The following is a 24,526-nucleotide window of genomic DNA, read 5'->3' on the forward strand; positions in this document are numbered from 1 at the left end:
GAGCACGAATTGTCTTCTGAAGAAATAAAGGTTTGCGCGGACCGTTTGGTCTTGTGCCTGTTTTGCAAATATCGTGAAGAGAAGATTGATCTGGAGGCTTCCAGGTGTGGGTTTTGCCCATGTCCGAGGCCGGTTCCGATGATGTCGTTGATGGCCTAGCCGGCCGGATACGAAGGAGGGGCCGGATGAGGTAGGAAGCTTGTCACTCTGGTCAAGTCGTTGTTGGCATCCTCGTGGTGTCTCTGGCGATTTGATTGATGGCCGTTGCCTGACCGCGCGGTCCCGGATTTGATCTCGAGAAGCTGGTCTTAAGATCCGGCACAAGCGAGCTGCTCGGCGTAGCTCCAATAAAGTGACCGGATCGAACACGTCGATGGCATTGTTGAGTTGGCTGGGTTGTAAAGGTAGCCCGGTCTGTTGCCCGTTCTGACGAACGGTCGACTAGATGATGAGCATTGGCAATGAGAACGATTAAGTGTCGTAAGGGCATTTGGTGGATGCCTTGGCATGCACAGGCGAAGAAGGACGTGATACGCTGCGATAAGCCGTGGGGAGCTGCGAATGAGCTTTGATCCATGGATCTCCGAATGGGGCAACCCACCTTAGACATCTAGAAAATCATTTTTGTTCTCGCTCACGGATGAGCGGGCCTTTGGCCCGATCCTCCGCGAGGGCGCCGCACGAGCGGCGACGGACTATCGTCCTGTACGGGTGCCTTTCTCCAGGTTGAGTTTGGCAGCAATACAGACCGATAGATCGTCGGCAATCATTTGCCGCGCCGTCCGCAGCGCAGCATCCGGAGGATGCGTCAGCGTGAGGACAGAACGAAAATGGTTTCTAGATGTCGCGATAAGGTATCTTATCCTGAATACATAGGGATAAGAAGCGAACGCAGGGAACTGAAACATCTAAGTACCTGCAGGAAAGGACATCAACCGAGACTCCGCAAGTAGTGGCGAGCGAACGCGGACCAGGCCAGTGGCAATCAGGAATAAAGCCGAACGAGTTGGAAAGCTCGACCGCAGTGGGTGACAGTCCCGTAGGCGTAGAACACTGATTGTCCTTGAGTAGGGCGGGACACGTGAAATCCTGTCTGAACATGGGGAGACCACTCTCCAAGCCTAAGTACTCGTGCATGACCGATAGCGAACAAGTACCGTGAGGGAAAGGTGAAAAGCACCCCGACAAGGGGAGTGAAATAGAACCTGAAACCGGATGCCTACAAACAGTCGGAGCCTGAAAGGGTGACGGCGTACCTTTTGTATAATGGGTCAACGACTTAGTGTAACATGCAAGCTTAAGCCGGTAGGTGTAGGCGCAGCGAAAGCGAGTCTGAACAGGGCGTTCAGTATGTTGCATTAGACCCGAAACCGAGTGATCTAGCCATGAGCAGGCTGAAGGTTGGGTAACACCAACTGGAGGGCCGAACCCGCATCTGTTGCAATAGATTGGGATGACTTGTGGCTAGGGGTGAAAGGCCAATCAAACTCGGAAATAGCTGGTTCTCCGCGAAATCTATTTAGGTAGAGCGTCGACCGAATACCCCCGGGGGTAGAGCACTGGATGGGCTATGGGGACTCACCGTCTTACTGATCCTAACCAAACTCCGAATACCGGGGAGTACTAGTCGGCAGACACACGGCGGGTGCTAACGTCCGTCGTGAAGAGGGCAACAACCCTGACCTCCAGCTAAGGTCCCCAAGTCATGGCTAAGTGGGAAAGGATGTGAGGATCCCAAAACAACCAGGATGTTGGCTTAGAAGCAGCCATCATTTAAAGAAAGCGTAACAGCTCACTGGTCTAAATAAGGGTCTTTGCGCCGAAAATGTAACGGGGCTAAAGCCATGCACCGAAGCTGAGGATTTGCAGTTTACTGCAAGTGGTAGCGGAGCGTTCCGTAAGCCTGTGAAGGAGGACCCGTGAGGGCCTCTGGAGGTATCGGAAGTGCGAATGTTGACATGAGTAACGACAAAGAGGGTGAGAGACCCTCTCGCCGAAAGACCAAGGGTTCCTGCTTAAAGTTAATCTGAGCAGGGTTAGCCGGCCCCTAAGACGAGGCAGACATGCGTAGTCGATGGGAACCACGTTAATATTCGTGGGCCTGGTGGTAGTGACGGATCTCGTGTGTTGTTCAACCTTATTGGATTGGATGGGCGGCGAAGAGGTTCCAGGAAATAGCTCCATCATTATAGACCGTACCCGAAACCGACACAGGTGGTCAGGTAGAGTATACCAAGGCGCTTGAGAGAACTATGTTGAAGGAACTCGGCAAATTGCACGCGTAACTTCGGAAGAAGCGTGACCCCTTTTTGGGCAACCAGGAAGGGGTGGCACAGACCAGGGGGTAGCGACTGTTTATCAAAAACACAGGGCTCTGCGAAGTCGAAAGACGACGTATAGGGTCTGACGCCTGCCCGGTGCTGGAAGGTTAAGAGGAGAGGTGCAAGCTTTGAATCGAAGCCCCAGTAAACGGCGGCCGTAACTATAACGGTCCTAAGGTAGCGAAATTCCTTGTCGGGTAAGTTCCGACCTGCACGAATGGCGTAACGACTTCCCCGCTGTCTCCAACATAGACTCAGTGAAATTGAATTCCCCGTGAAGATGCGGGGTTCCTGCGGTCAGACGGAAAGACCCCGTGCACCTTTACTATAGCTTTACACTGGCATTCGTGTCGGCATGTGTAGGATAGGTGGTAGGCTTTGAAGCCGGGACGCCAGTCTCGGTGGAGCCATCCTTGAAATACCACCCTTATCGTCATGGATGTCTAACCGCGGTCCGTCATCCGGATCCGGGACCGTGTATGGTGGGTAGTTTGACTGGGGCGGTCGCCTCCGAAAGAGTAACGGAGGCGCGCGATGGTGGGCTCAGACCGGTCGGAAATCGGTCGTCGAGTGCAATGGCATAAGCCCGCCTGACTGCGAGACTGACAAGTCGAGCAGAGACGAAAGTCGGTCATAGTGATCCGGTGGTCCCGCGTGGAAGGGCCATCGCTCAACGGATAAAAGGTACGCCGGGGATAACAGGCTGATGACCCCCAAGAGTCCATATCGACGGGGTTGTTTGGCACCTCGATGTCGGCTCATCGCATCCTGGGGCTGGAGCAGGTCCCAAGGGTTTGGCTGTTCGCCAATTAAAGCGGTACGTGAGCTGGGTTCAGAACGTCGTGAGACAGTTCGGTCCCTATCTGCCGTGGGTGTAGGAATATTGACAGGATCTGTCCCTAGTACGAGAGGACCGGGATGGACATATCTCTGGTGGACCTGTTGTCCTGCCAAGGGCATAGCAGGGTAGCTATATATGGAAGGGATAACCGCTGAAGGCATCTAAGCGGGAAACCCACCTGAAAACGAGTATTCCCTATCAGGGCCGTGGAAGACGACCACGTTGATAGGAGGCGTGTGGACGTGCAGCAATGCATGAAGCTTAGCCTTACTAATCGCCCGATCGACTTGATCGTTCTCATTGAAAATGCTCATCAAGCAAAGCTTGATGATGCATCGACCTTTTGTCCTCACGCTGTCGCATCCTGCGGATGCTACGCTGCGGACAGCGCGCCGGACGCCCGGCGGCTCGGCTCTGCCGGCTGCTGGTGGCTCGCAAAAAGGTTCAAAGACGTGTTCAAAAAGACCATTGCCAACTGTTGGCTCCTTGCTCGACTTTAAGCAGGCAGCCATACAGGCCAAAGGCCGTCGCCAATCGTTTGGCGGGCCGTCCGCAGGGCAGCAGCCGGCAGGCTGCGAACAGCCCGTTAGGACAAAACAACCGGCGATGTTCCGAAAAATCCAGCTTCTCAACTTGTTCCGACAGTCGCCTGTCGGAACATCAACATTGCCCTTAGCCGACCTGGTGGTCATGGCGGGGCGGCCGCACCCGTTCCCATTCCGAACACGGCCGTGAAACGCCCCAGCGCCAATGGTACTTCGTCTCAAGACGCGGGAGAGTAGGTCGCTGCCAGGTCTGCTAAAGGCAATCAAAACAATCTTCTCAAACTCACGAAAACAAATACCCAGTCCAGGACGAAACGTCCGTCAAAAGCATAACCCGGGCAAGAAAGCCCGTATCCTTGGTGACGCGGGGTGGAGCAGCCCGGTAGCTCGTCAGGCTCATAACCTGAAGGCCGCAGGTTCAAATCCTGCCCCCGCAACCAAATCCCTCTCCCCTGCATCATGTCGCTGGCGCGAAGACTTCATCTTCGCTGGCGAGGTAGCTCGTCGTCCTGCGGACCATAACCTGAAGGCAGGTTCAAATCCTGCCCCCGCAACCAACAAAACTGATAAATCTCCCCACTCTCCATACTTCCTAGAAAGCTCCTCCACATACGCGTCGAGGAGCTTTTGCGCTCTCCGTGGAAGCCCGTATCGTCATCATGGACGAGCCCACCGCCGCCTTGTCCCGCAAGGAGATCGACGACCTCTTTCGGATTGTCGAACGGTTGAAGCGGCAGGGCAAGGCGGTCCTGTTCATCAGCCACAAGTTCGATGAACTCTACGAGATCGCGGAGAATTTCGTCGTCTTCCGCGACGGCAAGGCGGTGGGGCATGGCCGCCTGAGGGAGACGCCGCAGGCCGAGATCGTCCGGCTGATGGTCGGACGCGACATCAAGGACGTCTTCCCCAAGGCCAAGGTGGATATCGGCCCCCTCGTTCTTTCCGTCGAGGGCTACTGCCACCCGACGGAGTTCCGCGACATCTCGTTCGAGCTCCGAAGGGGGGAAATCCTCGGCGTCTATGGCCTGATCGGCGCCGGGCGGTCGGAACTCTGCCAGTCGCTGTTCGGGGTTACACACCCTTCTGCCGGTCGCCTCGTTCTGGAGGGCCAGCCGGTTTCCTTCCGCTCGCCGAAGGACGCCATTGCGGCCGGCATCGTCTACGTGCCGGAGGAGCGGGGGCGGCATGGATTGGCTCTTCCGATGCCGATCTTCCAGAACATGTCGCTGCCTTCACTTCGGAAAACCTCCCGCGCCGGCTTCCTGCAGGCGGCGAACGAACTGGCGCTTGCCCGAACCTATGCCGAGCGGCTGGACCTGCGGGCCGCGGCACTTTCCGTTCCCGTTGGTACCCTGTCGGGCGGCAACCAGCAGAAGGTCGTCATCGGAAAATGGCTGGCGACGCAGCCCAAGGTCATCATTCTGGACGAACCGACCAAGGGGATCGACATCGGTTCCAAGGCGGCGGTCCACGGCTTCATCAGCGAACTCGCCTCCCAGGGCCTCTCCATCATCATGGTCTCGTCCGAACTTCCCGAAGTCCTCGGCATGTCGGACCGGATCATGGTGATGCACGAGGGGCTGCAGGCGGGAATCTTCGACCGGAACGAGGCGACCGCGGAGATCCTGGTTCGCGCCGCGACCGGAAACGCCTGAGGATCATTGGATGAGACAGCTCCTCAAAAATCGCGAACTCCTGCTCTCGGGCATCATCATCCTGATGATCGCCGGTTTCTCGACCCGCGCCGCAGGCTTTGCGGCACCGGCCAATCTCGCCAACATCTTCAACGATACGTCCATTCTCATCATCCTGGCGCTCGCCCAGATGACCGTGATCCTCACCAAGGCGATCGATCTTTCGGTCGCGGCCAATCTCGCCTTCACCGGTATGGCGGTGGCGATGACGAACGCCGCCTATCCCGATCTGCCGCTGGGCGTGCTTGTCGTAATGGCGATCGCGATCGGCGCCTTTCTCGGCAGCATCAACGGCTTCCTTGTCTGGATCCTGCAGATTCCGCCGATCGTGGTGACGCTCGGGGCACTGACGATCTATCGCGGCATGGCCTTCGTGCTGTCGGGCGGCGGCTGGGTGAACGCTCACCAGATGACGCCGACCTTCCTGAACGTTCCGCGGACGCCCCTGCTTGGCCTGCCTGTCCTTTCCTGGGTGGCAATCGCCGTCGTGCTGATGATGTGGTTCGTGCTGACCCGCACACCCTTCGGTCGCTCCGCTTTTGCCTCCGGCGGCAATCCGACGGCGGCGGTCTATGCGGGAATCGACATCGGAAGGACCCGCTTTCTCGCCTTCGTGCTCTCCGGGGCGCTTGCGGGACTATGCAGCTACCTCTGGGTCTCCCGTTATGCGGTCGCCTATGTCGATATCGCCAATGGCTTCGAGCTCGACAGCGTCGCGGCCTGTGTCATCGGCGGCATCTCGATTGCCGGCGGCATCGGTTCGGTGGCCGGCGCGGTGCTCGGCGCCCTATTCCTCGGCGTGATCAAGAACGCACTGCCGGTCATCGGCATTTCGCCCTTCGCGCAGATGGCGATTTCCGGGGTGGTCATCGTCCTTGCCGTGGTCTTCAACGCTCGCGCAGAGCGCAAGAAAGGCCGCATCATCCTGCGCAACCGCGCAGCCATGGAGGCGAACGCATGAGAAACTCCGAGGAGACGGTGCAGCGACGCACCATTCCGGACCGGCTGGGAACATCCTTCTCCCGAATCCTCACCAGTTGGGAGGTGCTGCTGCTGGGCGTGGCGGCCGCTATCTTCCTCGCCAACTCCTTTGCCTCCCCTTACTTCCTGAATGCCTGGAACCTCTCCGACGCCACGTTCAATTTCACGGAAAAGGCGATGATTGCCTTCGCCATGGCGATGCTGATCATTGCCGGTGAAATCGATCTGTCGGTCGCAGCCATCATAGCGCTCGCCTCAACGGCCATGGGGGCGGCGGCCGCCGCCGGCCTGGATACGGCAGGACTGGTAGCGATCGGTATCGGGACGGGGCTTGCCTGCGGTGCCTTCAACGGACTGCTCGTCGCCATGCTGCGCCTGCCGTCCATCGTCGTCACCATCGGCACCATGAGCCTGTTCCGCGGGATTTCCTACATCGTCCTGGGAGACAAGGCCTATGGCGGGTATCCGGAAAGCTTTGCCTATTTTGGACAGGGCTATATCTTCTGGGTCTTCTCCTTCGAATTCGGACTTTTTCTGCTGTTCGCCGCGGTCTTTGCCGTGCTCCTGCATGCCACGAATTTCGGGCGGCAGGTCTTCGTGATCGGCAACAACGAGTTTGCTGCCCGGTTCTCGGGCGTGCCTGTGGAGCGGGTGAAGTTCATTCTCTTTCTTCTCACCGGCCTGATGAGCGGTATTGCCGCCGTATGCCTCACCTCGCGACTCGGTTCGACACGGCCCTCGATCGCGCAGGGCTGGGAACTGGAGATCGTCACCATGGTGGTCCTCGGGGGCGGGTCGATCCTCGGCGGTGCCGGAACGATCGCAGGCGTCGTGATCGCGGCCTTCGTGATGGGGCTTGTGACGTTCGGCCTCGGGCTCCTGAACGTGCCCGGTATCGTGATGTCGATCTTTGTCGGCCTGCTTCTCATCGTGACGATCGCCCTGCCCATCCTGGCACGCCGGATCCGGCAGGCGGCGCGCTCATGACCACCGAGAGATATGCGTTCAAGATGAAGCTCAATCCCGGCATGGAGGCCGAATACCGGCGCCGGCACGACGAGATCTGGCCGGAACTGACGGCCCTGCTGCACCAGGCAGGTGTCAGTGACTATTCCATCCACCTCGATCGGGACACCGGCATTCTGTTCGGTGTCCTGACGAGGACATCCGATCACCAAATGGCCGAACTGCCGCAGCATCCGGTGATGAAGCGCTGGTGGGCTCACATGGCTGATATCATGGAGACGAATCCGGACAATTCTCCTGTTTCCAAAGACCTCGTCACGGTCTTCCACCTGCCATGAACGAGGTGCGCCGGGTTGCCGTCCTGGATATCGGCAAGACCAATGCCAAGGTCCTGGTGCTGGATTGCGCTACCGGTGCGGAGATAGCGGAACGGCGGCTGGCCAACCGGACCTTGTCCGGACCTCCATATCCGCACTATGACGTTGAGGCGCTGTGGCGCTTTGTTCTTGAAGCTCTGAAAGCCTTTGCAGCCGATCCGGGCTATGATGCCATCACCATCACGGCCCATGGCGCTGCCGCCGCTCTGCTGGACGAAGCCGGCGAACTGGCCCTGCCGGTGCTGGATTACGAGCATGCTTATCCCGCGTCGATCGTGCAGGCCTATGCTCTCCTGCGACCTCGGTTCGAGGAGACCTTGTCGCCTGCGCTGCCGGGCGGTCTGAACCTCGGGGCACAGTTGCATTATCAGAAGGCGGCGTTTCCTGCCGAATTCGGACGCGTGCGCACCGTCCTTACCTATCCTCAGTATTGGGCCTTCCTGCTGACTGGCGTTCCCGCCACCGAGGTTACCTCTCTCGGCTGCCACACGGATCTTTGGCGGCCGACGGAAGGAGAGTTTTCAAGCCTGGTCGATCGGCTGGGCGTGCGGGACCTGCTGGCGCCGGTGCGCTCCGCCTTCGATCGGCTGGGGCCTGTGCGGCCCGCTCTGGCGCAGGAGATTGGCCTCGGCCGCACGGTCGAGGTATTTTGCGGCATTCACGATTCCAATGCTTCCCTTCTGCCGCATCTCAGCGGGCCAGATCAGCCTTTCGCCGTCGTTTCGACCGGAACATGGGTAGTCAGCTTCGCCGTCGGTGGTGAGTTCAAGCATCTCGATCCGAGGCGGGATACGCTGGCGAACGTGGACGCCTATGGCCGCGCCGTACCCTCTTCCCGGTTCATGGGAGGCCGTGAATACGAGATGCTGGCGGCGGAACTGGGGCCCTGCGACGCGGATGCGGCTCTCGCGGCGATACCAACGATCCTGCGTAGAGGACTGATGCTCCGGCCGAGCATCGTGGAGGGCTCGGGGCCTTTTCCCAGTTGCAAGACGCAGTGGAGCGGAGATGCCGGTGCAAGCAAGGATGAACGCTGGGCAGCGGCCTGCCTCTATCTCGCAATGATGACGGATGTCTGTCTCGGGTTGATCGGAGCCCAAGGTCCGGTTCTTGTCGAAGGCCCGTTTGCCTCCAATCGTGCCTATCTGCAGGCCTTGCAGGGCGTGCTCGGCCGGTCGGTATTGGCCCTGCGAGGCTCAACGGGGACAAGCCAGGGTGCCGGATGCCTGGCAGGAGTTCGCCTGGAATCCGAAGCCCGTGCGGTGGCGCCCGATATGTCTCTGGAGGGCATCGGTTCTTACCGCGAATGCTGGCTGCGGCATCTTGAAGGCGCAGGAGTAACGCTGCCCGGCTTCCGCCGGGACGGTTGCCGCCGCTCGCGGGCAGGGCCTATCGCGAGACAAACCGCAGCATCGTCTCTATCAGCCATTGCCGAGGCGCCCACGGCGCATGCAGCAGGCCCGTTGCCGCCAGCCGACGCTGGAGCATCACGGGGCGCTTCTTGGAGAAGGTGACGAAGCCGTCGAAGCCGTGATAGTGGCCCATGCCGCTGGCTCCGACGCCCCCGAAGGGCAGGTGGTGCTGCCCCAGATGGTAGAGGCAATCGTTGATGGTCACGCCGCCGGAACGCGTAGAGTTCAACACATGGCTTTGCCGATGACGATCATCATCGAAATAATAGAGCGCGAGCGGCTGCGGCCGCTCGTTGACGTAGCCGATCGCATCGTCGAGCGTCTGATATGTCCTCACTGGCAGAAGCGGGCCGAAAATCTCCTCCTGCATGATCGTCATCGCGTCCGTCACGCCGAAGATCAGTGTCGGCGGCACCAACCTTGCATGGGTCGTCCCTTCAGCCAGTTCCACGATCCGCGCTCCCTTGTCGCGAGCATCGGCGATGAGGGCTTGCAGCCGCGCGTAATGCCTGTCGTTGATGATGTGCGTATAGTCCGGGTTCTCGGGCAGTCCGGGATATAGTGCGTCGACCGTGCGACGGGCCTGCGCCTCGAACTCGGCCTCCGATCCGGCGGGCAGCAGCACATAATCAGGAGCCACGCAGGTCTGGCCGGCATTGCACAGCTTGGCCGTCATGATCCGGCTGACGGCCCGGGCCAGGGGATAGCTGTCATGGACGATTGCCGGTGATTTCCCGCCCAATTCGAGCGTTACCGGGGTAAGGTTTTCCGCCGCCGCCCGCATGACCTCGTGGCCGATCCGGGTTGATCCGGTGAAGAACAGGTGATCCAGGGGCAGAGTGGAGAAGGCGCGGCCGACATCCGCATCACCGGTGACGCACCGCACATGCTCCGCTGAGAAAGCTTCCCGCACGATGTGGCCGATAATTGCTGCCGTACGGGGCGCCAGTTCCGATGGCTTGATCATGACGTGGTTGCCGGCGGCGATGGCATCGATGGCGGGGCCCATGGTGAGGAGGATGGGATAGTTCCAGGCGCCGATCACGCCGACCACGCCCAAGGGCTGGTATTGATAGAAGGCGCGGCTCGGCAACAGGAACCAGGTGCTGCGCACGCGCCGACGTCGCATCCAGCGGCGCAGGTGCCGCCGGGCATGGCGAATCTGGTCGTGCAGCAGAAAGAGTTCCAGCAGCAAGGTCTCGGCATGCGGACGGCGGCCGAAATCTTCGTCCACCGCTTTGGCCAGCGCCTCCTGGTGCACCCGCAACGCCGCTGCCAGACGTTTCAGGGCATCCGATCGAGCCAGATAATCGGGCGCGCCCGTGGCGAACGCCGTTTTCATAGCGGCCAGTTCGGCCTGCAGTTCCAATGCCGCGGCGGGTCCGGAATTCATCGGCGGCCCCGGAAGTCGTCCATCGAGCGATAGATCCCGAACCAGTTGCCGACGACCCGGTCGAACCAGCGCGCTGGAAGTATGCCGCGCATCAGCGGCACAAAATTCACCAGCCACGGCAGGCGGAGGTATATCCAATCCTTTTCGATCGCGGCGAGGATCTGCTCGACCACCTTGTCAGGCTTGAGGATCGGGAGAACCCGTGATCGCACGCCTTCGAACATGCCGGTGTCGATGTAGTAGGGCATGATCGTGGTGACCTTCACCCCGGTATTGGCCTCCTCCATTTCTAGACGCAGAGAATCCGACCATCCGGCCATGGCCCATTTGCTGGCACAGTAGACGGACATCTTCGGATTGGAGACCAGGGCCGCGGCGGAAGCGATATTGACGATGTGACCGCCGCCGCGTGCGATCATTCCAGGGAGCAGCCGATGGGCCACATCCATGGGCGCCAGGGCGTTCAATCCCATGGACCCGGCAATGTCCTGGAAATTGTGGTCGGTAGATCGTTTCCCGACGACAATGCCGGCATTGTTGATCAGCAGATCCACTTCGATCCCGCGGGCCTCCATGTCATCGACCGCGGCCCGATACGGTCCGGGCCCGCCAGATCCACCGGAATTCTGGTTATCTCTTCCCGCGAATATTACACATGGTGCGTCCCCGCGGTGAGCCCGCAAGCTGTCACTTGGAAGGCGAGCTTTTGCTCTCATTTGTGAGCGTTGCGCGGTTTCCGACCCTTGTCAATGGGGACTATGCCCGGCGGCGATGCGGAGGGCGTGGTTCATGGTCCAGCGTGCAGCGTTCGTCAGATGCGGGAGCATCAGGCTTGCACGCGGCTCCCTGGGGCGGAGCCGTTCATCCGAAACGAAGATGCTGCCCCGAGACCGTCACCAGATCCACCGATAGACCGGGCTGCCGTGCGACCGCCGTTCTGATTTCCTCCGGACTCATCAGGGTCATGGCGGTCGAATAGGCGTCGGCGCGGGTCGCTTCGGTTGCGATCACCGTCAAGCGCCGGTATCGCGGCTCGACCCTTCCGTGCATGGGGTGGAGGATATGGCCGAAGCGACCGGCAGCATCGAAACGGAAGCCCATCAGGCTGGAGGTCGCAACCGCCTTGTCGACGATCGGGATGACCGTATCGATGTCGTCGCTTTGGGTTTCCGCCAGCCCGATACTCCAGGGGGACCCATCGGCCCGGTTGCCGATCGCCCGGGTCTCGCCCATGTCGACGAGGCTGCTTGTAACGCCGGCGTCCCGGAGCAGGGCAACGATCCGGTCGGTTATGTACCCTTGGGCGATTCCGTTCAACGTCAAGGCCATGCCGGATCTTGCGAAGGCGATCCGGTCGCGGTTGGCGTGCACGTTCCGAAGCCCAACCAGCCTTGCCGCCTTTTCGGCCTCCGCTTCCGGGGGGCCGGACGGATCAGCCCCGGGTTCCCCGAAGTGGCGGGCATAAAGCGACCACAGGGGCTGCACGCTCGGATCGAACAGGCCGCCGGTTGCTTCCCACACGGTCCGGCTGGCGTCCAGCACGGCCACGAGTTCTGCCGGGGGCATGGCCAGCGCACCGAGGCGGTTGAGCTCGTTCAAGGCCGAGTCCTCGCGGTAGAGGCTGAAGATGGTCTCCAGGCGTGCCACCTCTGCCACCATGCGGGTGATGAGCTTCTCCGCCTGCCGGCGGTCGGGATGATGAAGGACAAGGCTTGCCGGGGCACCCAGGGCCTGGCCCTTCCACACCACAGGTGAAGGGGCCGCCGCGGCAGCTCTACTCCACGGCAGCAGCGTGAGGCCGCCTGCGGCAGCGAGAATGCAGATTGCCCGTCGGCGGGAAAGCGTCTCAGCCATGAGCGTCTCCTTGCCTGGCTGCATCGCTTCCGGCCGGCGCACCTTCCGGAGCGGGCGTGCTCTGCCCCAGGATGTAGTCCTGCGGAACCTCGTCGAAGCGGACAATCCGGCCACCATGCCGCTCCTGGAACGTGCGGGCATCCGCCTCCTGCGAGAACGGCACGGCTTCCGCGGCTCCCATGCCGCTGAGCTCCGAGCTGTCAATCACGAAATAAGCCTGGCGGGCATCCACCCAGTTGGTGGCGCCAGGATTGTACCAACTCTGGGCCTTGCCCATGTCCGAAACATAGATTGCGGCAACGTCGCGTGGCTCTTCCGGCAGCATCGTGAAGGCAAGGGTATCGCGGGCCGACGAGAACCAGATCGCTTCCGGGATGTGTTGCAGGATCACCTGACCCTTGGGGCCAGGATGCTCGAGGACGTTCATGCCGCAGTAACGCCCCATCGCGTCCTCGGTCAGGGAAAAGGGCGGGGGCGGGGATGTTGCCTCCTCCTTGCTGCAGGAGAGCAACGAGAGTGAAGCCATAAGAACGATAGCCGGGACCGACAGCCTCATGCTTCCCTCCTCCAAAAGATCAGGTTCGCCAGGCCGAGCGGTACGGCAGTCCAGATCAGGAGTGCCGCCGTCAGCACCGGAGTCGAGAGACGGCTGTGGTCTGCTATACCGCCCAGGCCGGACAGGGCGCCGGCGCTTCCGGAGCCCAGGTTGAGCAGCCGGTAGACATCTGTCGGGTTGCCGATCAGCAGAAGGTCGAGAAGCAGCGGCGGAACCGCATGGCCCTGCGCTGCGACAAGGCCTCCGAGCAGGGCCATGTCGTAGATGAGCACGAAGAACAGCCAGATGCCGATGGCGATTCCTCCCGCCGTGCTGCGTTCGCTCGCAAGCGTGCTCATGAGATAGCCGATGGCCAGAAAGATCGCGCCGAGCAGGATCGAGTATCCGACCATGGACGCGAATGCGATCCAGCTCTCCGGCCCCACCTCGGCGCCGGTCGACGTCAACGCCACGGCCGCGGCGCCGTAGCCGCAGAGCGTGGCGAAGGCAAGGATTGCCAGATGCCCCAGGAACTTTCCGAAAATCACCTCGCTGCGGCCGATCGGGTAGCTGAGCAGCAACAGCATGGTTCCCCGCTCCGACTCGCCGACGACGGCGTCGTGCGACAGCAGGAGGGCGATCAGGGGAAGCAGGAAGATGGTCAGGCTGGAAAGGCTGACGATGATGACGTCCAGCCGGTTGACGCCGACATTGCCAGTCGGCGCGCTGCCGAGAAAGGAGAGGGTGAGGGCAAGGGCTGCGAGCAGAAGCGTCGTCGCGAGAACCCACCTGTTGCGCAGGCCCTCCTGGATCTCCTTGCCGGCGATGATGAGAATATTGGTCATGGCGTCTCCTGTCCGCTCAGGAAGTGCGCATAAAGATCATCGAGCGTTGGCTCCGCCACGGTGAGGGTTGCCAGTTGCTCCGGATGGGCGGTGATGTCGTGCAGCAAGCGGATCTTTTCTTCAGGGGACACATCTGCCTCCAGCAGTTGGCCCGTCCGTTTCCAGTGGCTGCCGCCATTCGCCCATGCAGGAGCAGGACCGCCATCGGCAAGACGGGCGCTGATACGGGTCGGAAGCCGCGCGATGCGACGCAACTCGTCCAAGGTCCCGTCGGCGATCTTGATGCCGCGGTTCACGATAATCACCCGATCCGCCCGTCCTTCGAGTTCGGTCAGTGCATGGGACGATAGCATGACCGTCGCTCCCTGCTCGCGCAAGCCGGCGATCAGATCATAGAAGCTGCGGCGAAGCGCCGGGTCGAGGCCGCTGGTGGGCTCGTCGAGAAGCAGCACGCGGGGCTCTCCCAGCAGGGCCTGTGCCAGGCCGAGCCGCTGCCGCATGCCCTTCGAATAGGTCCGGACCGGCCTGTCGACAGCTTCCTGCGCGAGGCCGACGCGCTCGAACAACCTATCTGCGGAGGCGAGGTCGACCCGCTTCAGCCTGGCGTAGAATGAGAGTGTCTCCCGGCCCGTCAAAGCCAGGTGAAAGGAGACGCTTTCGGGCAGGTAGCCCAGCCTCTGCCGGACGGCGAAATCTCCGCGGGCCGGATCCTCGCCGAGCACCCGCACATGGCCCTCCGTCGGCCGGATCAGGCCCAGCATCAGCTTGATCAGCGTCGTCTTGCCGGCACCGTTGTGGCCGACCAGGGCGACCGTTTCCCCCGTATTGAGGCCAAAAGCGACGTCCTTGACCGCATGCAGCTTGCTGTATCGCTTGGAAACGCCGGCTATTTCGACTGTTATCGTCATTGCAGAACTTTCTCGACCGGCGCAGGAGCCATGAGCGGGTGGCTGTCCACCACTCCCCCCGGCAGGAGGGCCGGGAATTGCGACTGGGCCCAGCGGATGACCTGAACGGCGGGGCTGGTCGTCAGCACCTTGGCCTGCGGCGAGGTCCAGAGGACGCGGTCGATCAGGTCGTTCGGGCGGTAGGGATTATCGCCGATGCCGTCGCCGTTCAGGTCGAAGGCGGGGTTGTCGCTCCAGTAATTGCCGCGGCCGTCGTTCGACCAGTCGACATAGCGCGTGCCGACATATTTCACCTGATTGCGATTGGCGATGAAGGCATTGCCGCTCATGACATTGCCTTCGGATCCGGCGGTGAAATGAATCCCGATGGAGCAGCCTTCGAAACTGTTGCCGGTGAAGCGGTTGTTGTTGGCATTGTAGATAAAGACGCATTTCTCCGGACCGAGCCGCTCCGTTGCATCGGCAGCGGCGGTGGTATCGTCGGATTGGGGCATGCCGTGCTCGCTGGACTGAACGCCGGCGGAAAGCCAGCGGTCGACCGGCTGCATCCGTCCGACAACCCTGTTCCCGGAGATCGTCGATCCGTTTGCCGTGTTGAGAAGCAAGCCGTGATCGCGGTCTCCATCGGAGACGTTGCCGGTGATCTTCAGGCGGCTCGAATACATGATGGCGTAGCCGACCGAATTTCCGGTCGAGATGTTGTCGCTGATCTCGCTGTCGTTCGTGTACATGTAGTGGATGGCGAAGCGAAGATCGCGGAAGCGGTTGCCGCTGAAGACATTCCTCTTGCTGGCATTGGTGGCGATACCGTCGCGGCCGAAGCGGATGTCGTTGCCGAGTACCTTGGCTCCGGGAGCGTTCCAGATCGTCACGCCGCTGCCGGCCTCGCTCATCCGCCCTTCCTTCAGTCCGACGACCCTGTTTGCCCGCGCAACGGAATCCACTGCTCCATAGAGGTAGATCCCGGACAGGTTGTCGACCACCGTGTTGTTTTCGATGACGGCCCCGGTTGCCGACTGGGCGACGAAGATACCGGAGTCGCGTGCGGCGAGGTCGCGGCCCGATCCGGTGACTTCCAGGCCCCGCACCACAACGCCCGGCGCATCGACGGTGATGACACTGCCGGTTCCGTTACCGCGGACGAGCGCACCCTGCTTGCCCTGGAGCGTGAGCGGCTTGCCGACTACGATCGGCCCCTCGTACTGCCCCGGCTCGAGAACCAGCACGTCGCCCGGTCGGGCCAGGTCTATCGCCTGCTGCAGCGACTGCCCGCCGGTCGCCGCCACGGAGAGTTCGGCGGCTGCCGCAATAGCCGGAAGGGCGGCCAAGGCGGCCGCCATCCCTGTTGTCGTCGTCATGAGACGGAAAGGCATCATGCCGCCTTCGGCTCCACGAACATGCGGCCCTTCATCTCCATGTGCATCGCATGGCAGAACCACGAGCAATAGTACCACCATACGCCGGGCTTGGTTGCCTTGAACGTCACGGAGGCAGTCGCCTGCGGACCTATCTCCATGTTGATGCCGTAGTTGATGATGGCAAACCCGTGGGTGAGGTCTTCCACTTCGTCGATGTTGGTGACGTAGACGGTTACTTCGTCCCCTTCCTTGACGGTGAACTCCTCAAGACCGAAGGCGGGGGCGGCCGACGTCATGTAGACGCGGACCTTGTCGCCGTCGCGGATGACCTCGCTGTCCATCATCAGGTCGATGCCATCGGCTTCGGCCTGCTTCACCGCATCGGCGAAGAAGGGATCGTCGCGCTTCCAGACATGCACCGGGTTGATCTTGGAGGCATGCACGATGGTCGCATCATGCGGTTCGGCGAACGACGGGCCGTCATGCACGATCACCATCTCGTCACCGGAGATGTCGATGAGCTGGTCGTTTTCCGGCTTCAGCGGGCCGACGTTGAGGTAGCGATCCTTCGAGAACTTGTTCAGCGATACCAGCCACTTGCCGTCCGCCTCCTTGGTCTGTCCCATGGAGGTGTGGTTGTGGCCTGGCTGGTAGTGTACGTCGAGCTTCTGGCGGATCGGATCGACCTTCTCGCCGGCATAGGCGCGCTTGGCGTCCTCGATGTTCCACTTGCACACCTGGCTGTCGATGAACAGGGTCGTATAGGCATTGCCCTTGCCGTCATAGGCTGTGTGCAACGGGCCCAGGCCCAGTTCGGGTTCGGCGACGACGCAGTCGCGCGGCTGGATCTTGTCCTCGAACAGATCGTCGAACTTGCGCACGTCGAAGACCGTGACGGTCGGCGACAGCTTCCCGTTGGCAACGACATGGATGCCGTCCGGAGCGGTGTTGATGCCGTGGGGGCTGTTGGAGATCGGGATGTATCGCGTATAGGGCGATCCATGGCGACCGTCGATGACAGGCACGCCGCCCATCTCCTTGAAGTCGCCCTTGGCGACGGCTTCTTCGATCCGCTTCAGGTCGAAGACGACGACCCAGTCCTGCTCGCTTGCCATCATCTCCGCCAGGTTCACGCCTTCCTCGGAGTTGTAGCAGGTCGCGAAGGCGTACTTCCCTTGGTAGTCGCAGTCGACGTTGTCGAGATTGCCGTCGACCATCACCTGCCATGCGACCTTCATCGTCTCGCCGTCAACGGCAGTGAAGATCGCGTGGTACTGCTTGTGATCGTTGAGGATCTTGCCATCGTTCGGGATCGGCACGCGGTCTTCACCGTTCGCGAAGACATAGCCGGTCTTCGGATATTTCTGCACGCGCAGGCCGTGGACCGTGTGCTGGTTCGGCAGTTGGATGATCTTGTCGCATTTCATCACGTCCAGCCGGATACGGCATACGCGGGTGTTCGCCTTGTCGTTGGCGTAGAGGTAGCGGCCGTCATAGGTGCCGTCCGTGAAGGACGGGTGCGGGTGGTGCAGGTCACCGTTCAGATAGATGCCGCCCTGATCCTTCAGGAATTCGACGTTTTCCGGAAGCAGACCTTCGGTCAGGATCTTCCGGCTCTCGTTCGTCTGGCCCCAGCCTGTTGCGCTGCAGCGGTTGAACACGGGGATGCGCATCAGTTCCCGCATGGACGGAAGACCGACTATCCGGACCTCGCCGGTCTGCCCGCTCGAGAAGAATGTGTAGTATTCGTCCAACTCCCCGGGCTTGACCTCATAGCTGTGGTCGCTGGCGCCCTGGGCGGCTGCCGGGGTGGCTGATCCGGCCGCAAGGCTGAGACCGCCGCCGACTCCTGCCGTTCCCGCGGCGGCGGCAAAAGCTGCCGATCCAAGCATCTGGCGCCGGCTCAGGCGCATTTTCGTCTCTTCGTTTGACATAACTTCCCTCTCCTTGGGTGGTTACTCGGATTGCGTCGCAGGCGACCTTTCGATCGGTGCGCCCTTGTGTGTGACAACCGTCTTGGCTGGCACTTCGCCTCGGGACGCCGGCGTCGAGAGCGCCATGAACTTCTCTCGTTTCAGCCGCACCTGGATCATGTGCGGACAGCGCTGGTCGTCGTGGTAGAGCTCCTGGCAATGCATGCAGTAGATGCACTCATTGACGTTTATCTGCCCCTCCGGATGGATCGACTGGACGGGACATTCCTTGGCGCAGCGCTGGCACGGCGAACCGCATTCCGGCCAGCGCTTCAGCCATTCGAACATGCGGATGCGGCCGGGAATGGCGAGTGCGGCCCCCAGGGGGCAGACGTAGCGGCAATAGAACCGCTCGATGAAGAGGCCGGCAGCCAGCATGGTGAGAGCGAAGATCACAAAAGGCCATTCGCGCGCGAACTTCAGGACGATGGCGGTCTTGAACGGCTCGACCTCGGAAAACATCTCCGCAAGTGCCAGCGAGTAAAGTGACAGACCGAACAGGCCGAGGAAGATGATGTACTTGAGAGGCCAGAGACGCTCGTGCAGGCCCCAAGGCAGGCGCACCTGCGGCACCTTCAGCCACTGCGCCACGGTATTGGTAAGCTCCTGCAGCGCGCCGAAGGGGCAGAGCCAGCCGCAAAACGGACCGCGTCCCCAGAAGAGAAGGCCGGCAGCCACTGCCGCCCAGAGGATAAAGATCAGCGGCGCCGACAGGAAAAATTCCCAGTTGAAGCCGGTAATGAGCGAGTTCACGAAGGTTAGCACGTTCACGACCGACAACTGGGCATTCGCATACCAGCCGAGCCAGACGAGCGTGAAGAGGAGGAAGCCGCGACGGACCCAGGCGAACAGCGTCGGGCGCTTCACGAGCCAGTCCTGGAAGAAGAATATGCCGGTCAGCACCAGCAGCGCTGCCGCGGTGATGCCGATGTTGATGCGATTCATGTCCCACATGCGCATCCACAACGGCTGGCCGTCGGCGATCTGCTGGTCGGTCAGCAGGTCGCTGGTCGGAGAGGGCACCTCCGCCTGCGGCGCGGGCGCGGCAGGCGGAGGTGCCGCTGGCGGCGTCTCGATCGTCACGTACCTGTCCGGCAGCGTGTAACCCAGGTTGTAGTTGAGCACCGACTTGTTGCGGCCCTCGGCGTTCCGCTGCACCAGCATCTGCAGTTCGAAGGGCTGCGTCATGTCGAAAGCGAAATCGGTCGGCACTGTAAAGAGAGCAATTTCGCGCAGACGCGGTGCGCCCTCTGCGGCGAGGACCGGGATGCGGGTATGGTCGCGATCGCGGAAACGCAGTCCCTGGCCGTTCTGCAGCAGTTCGATCCGGTCGAAGATGCCCCCCCTGACATATCCCGATCCCTTGAAGGAATAGGCGCCGTCGCCCGCGACGAGAATGGCCGACTGGCCCGGCTTCAGGCGCTCGGCGAGCCGTTCATAGGCAGCATCGCCAAGGAGCGAACGTCCGATGGCCGGCACGCTTGCGGGAGCGAGATAGAGGTCGATGAAGTTGTCTGCAGGATTTTTCGTTTCCGGCTTGTCGGCTGCGATCGTCTGGCCGGCCTGCCGGAATGCGTCCGACACTTCCCCCACAGTCAGGCGCAGGCTGCGGACGGAACCGTCGCCCAGCAGCGTCTGCCAGTCACGGATCTCCACCTCGGATGGATTGATCTTGCGAATTTCTGCCTGTGCCGCGGTGCCGGGCGCCAGATCTATGCTCAACCTATTGCTGCGGATCAACTGGACTGCCGCGCGCGAAACGCTGTCGCCCATGACGAGGACGGTCACGGTAGCACCGCTGACGATGTCGACCTGAGGCGGACGTTCCGCACCCGAGGCCACGCGCCCCATGTCCTTGCCGATCAGCGCGTTCATCGACGCAACGACCTTCTCCTCGGGAATGCCGATGAGGACGATGGGCTCCTTGTGATCGACCAGCTTGAAGCCGCGGATCACGCCGTTCGGATCGATGCCGACGACGATGTGAATTGGCTTCCCGGAATAGCCGATCGAACTGGTGAAATCGGAATTCAGATAGGCATAGCCGAGGATATCGTCACCGCGCATGACCGGAACGATCGGCGGATCACCACTCGGTTCGCCAAAGCGATCCGCCCCATTGAACAGTTCGCCCGGCTGGACCTTGTCCAGAAAACTTGCCAACTGCCCCGCCGCCTGCGCGGGGAGGGCGTACGCCACGGCGAGGAACAGCATTACTGCAAAAGCCAGCAATGTTCTAATTCCGTTGGATGCCATAGCACCGTTCGTCATGCTTGAGATACCTGTACCTATGCCGGCTCGGCATCGAGGTTTAGAGAAGATGTCGGAGGCCCTCTTTGATGTGACGCAAAGTTTGGCATCCAGATTGGCGCACTGTGGCAGGTATCCGCTTTCAGACGTCAGGAGGGGCATCGGTAATGGAAGACAGGAAGAAGGGACCGGATCCCTGGCTGATCGCCAATCTTGAGGAATTGCTGGCCATCGCGCGTTCGATGGAGCAGGAGGCGATCCGCGGCTATATGGCCCTCAGCGACCGGATGCGACGCGAGAACCGTGCGGATCTTGCAGAAGTATTCGATGCGCTGCGCCTCGAAGAGCAGGGGCACCTGAAGAATGTGGACGACTGGGTCGACAGCAGGAAGCTCCAGCACATCCAGGATGTGGAGATGGCGGAGCCGCTGTTCGACGACGAGGGGGCGGCAGTGGTTGCGCCCGAACTCCTCGACTCCTATCGTGCCTTCTCGATGGCAGTCCGAAATGAGGAGCGTGCCTTCGTCTTCTGGACCTATGTTGCCGCCCATGCTCCAAACGACGAGGTTCGCCAGGCGGCGGAGCGGATGGCAAGGGAGGAATTGGGGCATGTCGCGACCCTGCGGCGCGAGCGCCGCCGCGCCTTCCACGACTTGCGTCGTACTGCGGGAACTCGCCTTCCCGTCGATATTGCTGCGCTCGAACTGCAGCTTGCCGATCAGTTGTCTAAACGGGCGAGCGAGCTTTCCGGCCAACAGGCGGTTCGCTTCGGACAGTTGGCCGAGGAGGCGAGGAGGCGAAGCGCCTCCGTCTCGGAGAAGCAGTTCGATCGGCATAGATTGCCGGATCAGACCTCGGAAGCAATCGAGGGACGGCTCGTGCCGCTATGCGAGTTTCTGCTCGACTGTTATCTCGCCATCGCCGAGCGGCAGCGTGACGACAGCGCGCAACAGCAGGCACAGAGTGCTGCCGGGGCTGTCCTTGCCTGTCTTCATGCGGTCAGGGGTGACAGCTAGCGGTTCGCGGCGGGTGTGGCAAAGGAAGGCTTTCGGATGCGCCGAGCTTGGGGCTCAGCATTTCCATATTCCAAGTTTCCGCTACGGGCTGAATTGAGGTACCCCGGAGAAATCTTGTCCGATACAACGTGCGCGGGGGAGCCAAGAGCCCGAGCCGGATCATGGGAGAACGTCGACATGACGCGAAGCCGAGCGTTCTTGCCGGCTGCTACGACCGCGAGTGCGCTTGAACATCGGGTGGAGCCCCGGACCGCCTTATGCTGATTGCAGTCCTGGAATGCATCGGTGGCTTGATCCTCCTCATCGTAGGAGCCGAATTCATCGTAAGCAGCGGCACGCGTTTCGCCGCCCGGTTCAACATATCACCGGTAGTGATCGGCGCGACGATCGTTGCCGTCGGTACCAGCACGCCCGAGCTTGCGGTCGGCATCGATGCCGTATTGAGCGGCAGTGGCGACCTGGCTGTCGGCAATATCGCCGGTACCAATGTCGTCAACATCCTGCTGATCCTCGGACTGAGCGCGCTCGCCGCGCCTCTTGCGATACGCACCGAAACCCTGTGGCTGGATTTGCCGATGATCGCCGTGGCCTCATTGATGCTTCTCTACATGGCATGGGACGGAGTTCTGACCAGAAGCGACGGAATCATCCTTGTGCTGTGTTCGGTTGCCTACACGGCAGCAATCGTTCACTCGGCGAGGCGGGAAAGCCGTGCCATCAAGATGAGGATCGCAGAGGAACTTGAAGTGATCTCGAACCCCTCGTCAGAGGGGTACTCTTGGCAGCGAGATCTTCTGGTGCTCATGGCGGGCATTACCGTAGTCGTCCTCGGCGCCGATTGGCTTGTCGAGGGCGCCATCGACCTCGCGCGGCACTGGGGAGTGTCCGACGAGTTCATCGGATTGACGATCATTGCCATCGGCACCTCGTCGCCGGAGCTGGTGACGACCCTGATCTCCACCCTGCGCAAGGAGCGGGATATCGCCATCGCCAACCTCCTCGGTAGCAGCGCCTATAACATATTCATCATTCTTGGGCTGACGTTGGCGGTTCCCGGCATACCCATCAAAGTGGCGGAGATGCTCGTTAAGGTGGACATTCCCGTAATGACGATGGTTGGTCTGCTCTGCGTTCCGGTGTTGTATAGCGGCCGTCAGGTATCGCGATGGGAAGGCGGCAGTTTCGTCGCCCTCTATGCGGCATACCTGAGTTACCTGATTGCAACACGGGCGTGAGCCTGCGGAGACCACAGGCGTAGGACGGATCATGACGAAGAAGATAGTCGTTGGTACCGATTTCTCGAGCCGTTCCGACAGGGCGATCCGGCGTGCGACTATCCTGGCGAAGTCGCTGTCTGCTTCACTCACGCTCGTGCATGCGGTGAAGGACGATCAGGCGCCCCGTCTGGTCGAAGCAGAACGGGCGGCGGCCGAAAGCCTTTTGGCAGAGCAGGTGCTGGCTATCCGGCAGATTGACGGCGTAGCCTGCCAGTCACTCGTCGTCCTCGGCGATGCCTCGACCGCCTTCCTGCAGGCTTGCAAGGATCTGGAGCCCGATCTCGCCGTGATCGGTCCCCACCGCCGGCACCTCTTCAGGGATGTTTTCGTCGGCACCACGGCTGAACGAGCCATCCGCGTTAGTCGTCAACCCGTGTTGATGGCCAATGGCACGCCGGCTGGTGAGTACCGGCATGTGCTGCTGGCCGTCGATCTGTCGCAGACGTCGGCGGCAGCGCTCAATGCAGTCGAGCACCTGGGGTTGGACCGCAAGACGGCTCTCTCCGTCGTATACGTATTCGATGCACCGGTGGCCTCCACGATGCTTTTCTCCGGGATAGGCAAGGCCGATGTTGCCGACTATGTGCGCGACCAGGAGCAGAGAGCATCGCAGGAACTGAGCGAATTCCTTCAAGGGCACGGAATATTGCCGGCCACCACATTTGTTCGCCGAGCTGACGGGCCGATGCGCCGATCATCCTCCAGTTGGCCCACGAACTGGGGGCCGATCTCGTGGCGGTGGGCACGCATGGCCGGACCGGACTCATGAAGATGTTGCTCGGCAGTGTCGCGGAGCAGGTGCTGCGTGATGCCGACGTGGACGTTCTGGCGGTACCGTCACCGCCGATTAGTTGACGGTCGTGTCGTCTCCCGGTGTGACGCCGTCCCGCCGCGGTATGTCCGGGTGGTTCTCGACGCGGTCGCGATGCAAGGCGGCGCGGGCCAGCAGCATGAAGGTCACCGGTGTGGTAACCGTGATGAATATGCCGATCAGGAGTTCGTGAGCCACCAGCCGCCCGCCCGAGATGCTGAAGAAGAGGATGGAGGCTGTCATGATGCCTCCGGTTCCCCAACTCGTGGAGAGCGTCGGCGCATGGATGCGTTCGTAGAAGGTGGGGAGCCTCAGAAAGCCGACCGCACCGAGCAGCGCGAGGAAAGCTCCCGCCAACAGGAAGAAGGCGATCAGGATCGCTGCCCAAACCGGAATGTCTGCGGCAGAATAGGTCATTCGATCACCTCACCCCGCATCAGGAACTTCGCCAGGGATACCGTTGATACGAAGCCGAGCACTCCGATCACCAGCGAGGCCTCGAAATAGACGGTCTTGCCGGTGCCGATGCCGAAGGTGGCCAGCAACAGCATCGCGTTTACGTAGATCGCGTCGAGCCCGATGATCCGGTCCTGCGCCCTGGGACCGTAGAACATCCGGATCGAGGCGATAGCCATCGCAATCACCAGCATGATCTGCGCCAGGCTGATGGCGGTGAAAATGATGATTGCGCTCATGAGAAGATCTCCAGCAACAGCTTTTCATAGCGGTTCTTGATGAGGTTGGCCCACGCTTCGTCGTCAACCAGATCAAGAACGTGGATCAGGACTGAGCTGCGACGCGAGTCGTACTCGAGCCAGGCGGAGCCCGGTGTACTCGTTATAATGACTGCGAGGATGGCCAAGGCGGTGGGGTCCCGCAGTTGGAGCTGGAGAATGATGAACGATGACCGGTGGCCGGGGGCTCGTCCGCGGAGGATGATCCAGGCGACCGCGAGGTTGGAACGGATGATATCCAGCATCACGATCCCGAACAGCTTCGGGAGAAGATACCATTTGCGCAGCCTTGGCTTGTCGGGCCGCAGGGCGGCCATGCCCCAGGATGCGAATACGGCCACGGTCCCTCCGAGAAGGAGGTGCCCGAATGTGAAGCCGTTGAGGAGAAGCCACATCACTAGAAGCGCGATGGTCAGGAGAGGGTAGGGAAACATG

19 protein-coding genes, 1 tRNA gene, 2 rRNA genes and 2 pseudogenes are annotated in these 24,526 nt (G+C 61.2%); 12 read left to right on the plus strand and 12 right to left on the minus strand.

What is annotated here, in order from left to right; genetic code table 11:
* Positions 1-469 precede the first annotated feature (469 nt).
* The 8 genes and pseudogenes from RTCK_RS09830 to RTCK_RS09865 all read left to right on the plus strand — a co-directional run bounded on the left by RTCK_RS09830 (position 470) and on the right by RTCK_RS09865 (position 9,239).
* Positions 470-3,457 (plus strand): 23S ribosomal RNA (locus tag RTCK_RS09830).
* A gap of 385 nt (positions 3,458-3,842) precedes the next feature.
* Positions 3,843-3,957 (plus strand): 5S ribosomal RNA (gene rrf / locus RTCK_RS09835).
* A 113-nt stretch (positions 3,958-4,070) separates the two neighbouring features.
* A tRNA-Met gene (locus RTCK_RS09840) sits at positions 4,071-4,147 on the plus strand.
* A 183-nt stretch (positions 4,148-4,330) separates the two neighbouring features.
* Positions 4,331-5,362: pseudogene (locus tag RTCK_RS09845) on the plus strand (sugar ABC transporter ATP-binding protein); the annotation flags it as partial.
* A 10-nt stretch (positions 5,363-5,372) separates the two neighbouring features.
* Entirely contained in the window at positions 5,373-6,362 is a 990-nt protein-coding gene (locus RTCK_RS09850) for an ABC transporter permease (RefSeq protein ID WP_142592683.1), read from the plus strand.
* Positions 6,359-7,369, plus strand: a complete 1,011-nt coding sequence (locus RTCK_RS09855; RefSeq protein WP_142592684.1) for an ABC transporter permease — start codon at positions 6,359-6,361, stop codon at positions 7,367-7,369. Before RTCK_RS09850 ends, RTCK_RS09855 begins: the two co-directional genes overlap by 4 nt.
* On the plus strand, positions 7,366-7,686 hold the full coding sequence (gene rhaM / locus RTCK_RS09860) for an L-rhamnose mutarotase (RefSeq protein ID WP_142519469.1): 321 nt from the start codon (positions 7,366-7,368) through the stop codon (positions 7,684-7,686). The genes RTCK_RS09855 and rhaM overlap by 4 nt, the downstream gene beginning before the upstream one ends.
* Positions 7,683-9,239: an FGGY-family carbohydrate kinase gene (locus tag RTCK_RS09865; protein ID WP_142592685.1), complete on the plus strand. Its 1,557-nt coding sequence runs from the start codon at positions 7,683-7,685 to the stop codon at positions 9,237-9,239. The genes rhaM and RTCK_RS09865 overlap by 4 nt, the downstream gene beginning before the upstream one ends.
* A 46-nt stretch (positions 9,240-9,285) precedes the next feature.
* Here RTCK_RS09865 and RTCK_RS20880 read toward each other — a convergent pair.
* The 9 genes and pseudogenes from RTCK_RS20880 to RTCK_RS09905 all read right to left on the minus strand — a co-directional run.
* Positions 9,286-10,530 (minus strand): annotated as a pseudogene (locus tag RTCK_RS20880) (aldehyde dehydrogenase family protein); the annotation flags it as partial.
* Positions 10,527-11,246, minus strand: coding sequence for an SDR family NAD(P)-dependent oxidoreductase (locus RTCK_RS09870; protein WP_268963128.1), 720 nt, complete (start codon positions 11,244-11,246; stop codon positions 10,527-10,529). The pseudogene RTCK_RS20880 and the gene RTCK_RS09870, both read right to left, overlap by 4 nt.
* Positions 11,247-11,391: 145 nt before the next feature.
* The gene (locus tag RTCK_RS09875) at positions 11,392-12,384 is read right to left on the minus strand and encodes an FAD:protein FMN transferase (protein WP_142592688.1); all 993 of its coding nucleotides are present in this window, start codon (positions 12,382-12,384) and stop codon (positions 11,392-11,394) included.
* On the minus strand, positions 12,377-12,940 hold the full coding sequence (locus tag RTCK_RS09880) for a nitrous oxide reductase accessory protein NosL (RefSeq protein ID WP_142592689.1): 564 nt from the start codon (positions 12,938-12,940) through the stop codon (positions 12,377-12,379). Before RTCK_RS09880 ends, RTCK_RS09875 begins: the two co-directional genes overlap by 8 nt.
* Complete coding sequence (locus RTCK_RS09885) at positions 12,937-13,764, minus strand: ABC transporter permease (protein ID WP_142519475.1); 828 nt, start codon at positions 13,762-13,764, stop codon at positions 12,937-12,939. The genes RTCK_RS09880 and RTCK_RS09885 overlap by 4 nt, the downstream gene beginning before the upstream one ends.
* Entirely contained in the window at positions 13,761-14,672 is a 912-nt protein-coding gene (locus RTCK_RS09890; RefSeq protein WP_142592690.1) for an ABC transporter ATP-binding protein, read from the minus strand. The genes RTCK_RS09885 and RTCK_RS09890 overlap by 4 nt, the downstream gene beginning before the upstream one ends.
* Positions 14,669-16,048: a nitrous oxide reductase family maturation protein NosD gene (locus RTCK_RS09895; protein WP_142592691.1), complete on the minus strand. Its 1,380-nt coding sequence runs from the start codon at positions 16,046-16,048 to the stop codon at positions 14,669-14,671. Before RTCK_RS09895 ends, RTCK_RS09890 begins: the two co-directional genes overlap by 4 nt.
* Positions 16,045-17,964, minus strand: coding sequence for a TAT-dependent nitrous-oxide reductase (gene nosZ / locus RTCK_RS09900; protein ID WP_142519478.1), 1,920 nt, complete (start codon positions 17,962-17,964; stop codon positions 16,045-16,047). Before nosZ ends, RTCK_RS09895 begins: the two co-directional genes overlap by 4 nt.
* Before the next feature lie 21 nt (positions 17,965-17,985).
* Positions 17,986-20,274 carry a NosR/NirI family protein gene (locus tag RTCK_RS09905; RefSeq protein WP_142592692.1) on the minus strand — a complete coding sequence of 763 codons (2,289 nt, stop codon included), beginning with the start codon at positions 20,272-20,274 and terminating at the stop codon, positions 17,986-17,988.
* Positions 20,275-20,420: 146 nt separating this feature from the next.
* Between RTCK_RS09905 and RTCK_RS09910 the strand changes: the two genes are divergently transcribed.
* The 4 genes from RTCK_RS09910 (at position 20,421) to RTCK_RS21210 (ending at position 23,401) form a co-directional block, all read left to right on the plus strand.
* Positions 20,421-21,269: a ferritin-like domain-containing protein gene (locus RTCK_RS09910; RefSeq protein WP_142592693.1), complete on the plus strand. Its 849-nt coding sequence runs from the start codon at positions 20,421-20,423 to the stop codon at positions 21,267-21,269.
* A gap of 257 nt (positions 21,270-21,526) precedes the next feature.
* Entirely contained in the window at positions 21,527-22,504 is a 978-nt protein-coding gene (locus RTCK_RS09915; RefSeq protein ID WP_142592694.1) for a calcium/sodium antiporter, read from the plus strand.
* A gap of 31 nt (positions 22,505-22,535) precedes the next feature.
* A complete protein-coding gene (locus RTCK_RS09920; protein ID WP_142592695.1) occupies positions 22,536-23,315 on the plus strand; it encodes a universal stress protein in 780 nt (259 codons plus the stop codon).
* On the plus strand, positions 23,285-23,401 hold the full coding sequence (locus tag RTCK_RS21210) for a universal stress protein (protein ID WP_408004537.1): 117 nt from the start codon (positions 23,285-23,287) through the stop codon (positions 23,399-23,401). The genes RTCK_RS09920 and RTCK_RS21210 overlap by 31 nt, the downstream gene beginning before the upstream one ends.
* Here the strand turns inward: RTCK_RS21210 and mnhG are convergent.
* From mnhG to RTCK_RS09940, 3 genes are read right to left on the minus strand one after another with little or no spacing between them, the layout of a single operon-like run.
* Positions 23,394-23,774 (minus strand): monovalent cation/H(+) antiporter subunit G, encoded by a 381-nt coding sequence (gene mnhG / locus RTCK_RS09930; RefSeq protein WP_142519483.1) that lies wholly within the window; start codon positions 23,772-23,774, stop codon positions 23,394-23,396. The two genes, RTCK_RS21210 and mnhG, sit on opposite strands and share 8 nt — an antisense overlap.
* Positions 23,771-24,052 carry a K+/H+ antiporter subunit F gene (locus RTCK_RS09935; protein ID WP_142519484.1) on the minus strand — a complete coding sequence of 94 codons (282 nt, stop codon included), beginning with the start codon at positions 24,050-24,052 and terminating at the stop codon, positions 23,771-23,773. Before RTCK_RS09935 ends, mnhG begins: the two co-directional genes overlap by 4 nt.
* A complete protein-coding gene (locus RTCK_RS09940) occupies positions 24,049-24,525 on the minus strand; it encodes a Na+/H+ antiporter subunit E (RefSeq protein WP_142519485.1) in 477 nt (158 codons plus the stop codon). The genes RTCK_RS09935 and RTCK_RS09940 overlap by 4 nt, the downstream gene beginning before the upstream one ends.
* Position 24,526: the final 1 nt, after the last annotated feature.

The sequence above is a fragment of the Pseudorhizobium endolithicum genome, assembly GCF_902153245.2.
Classification (GTDB): domain Bacteria; phylum Pseudomonadota; class Alphaproteobacteria; order Rhizobiales; family Rhizobiaceae; genus Neorhizobium; species Neorhizobium endolithicum.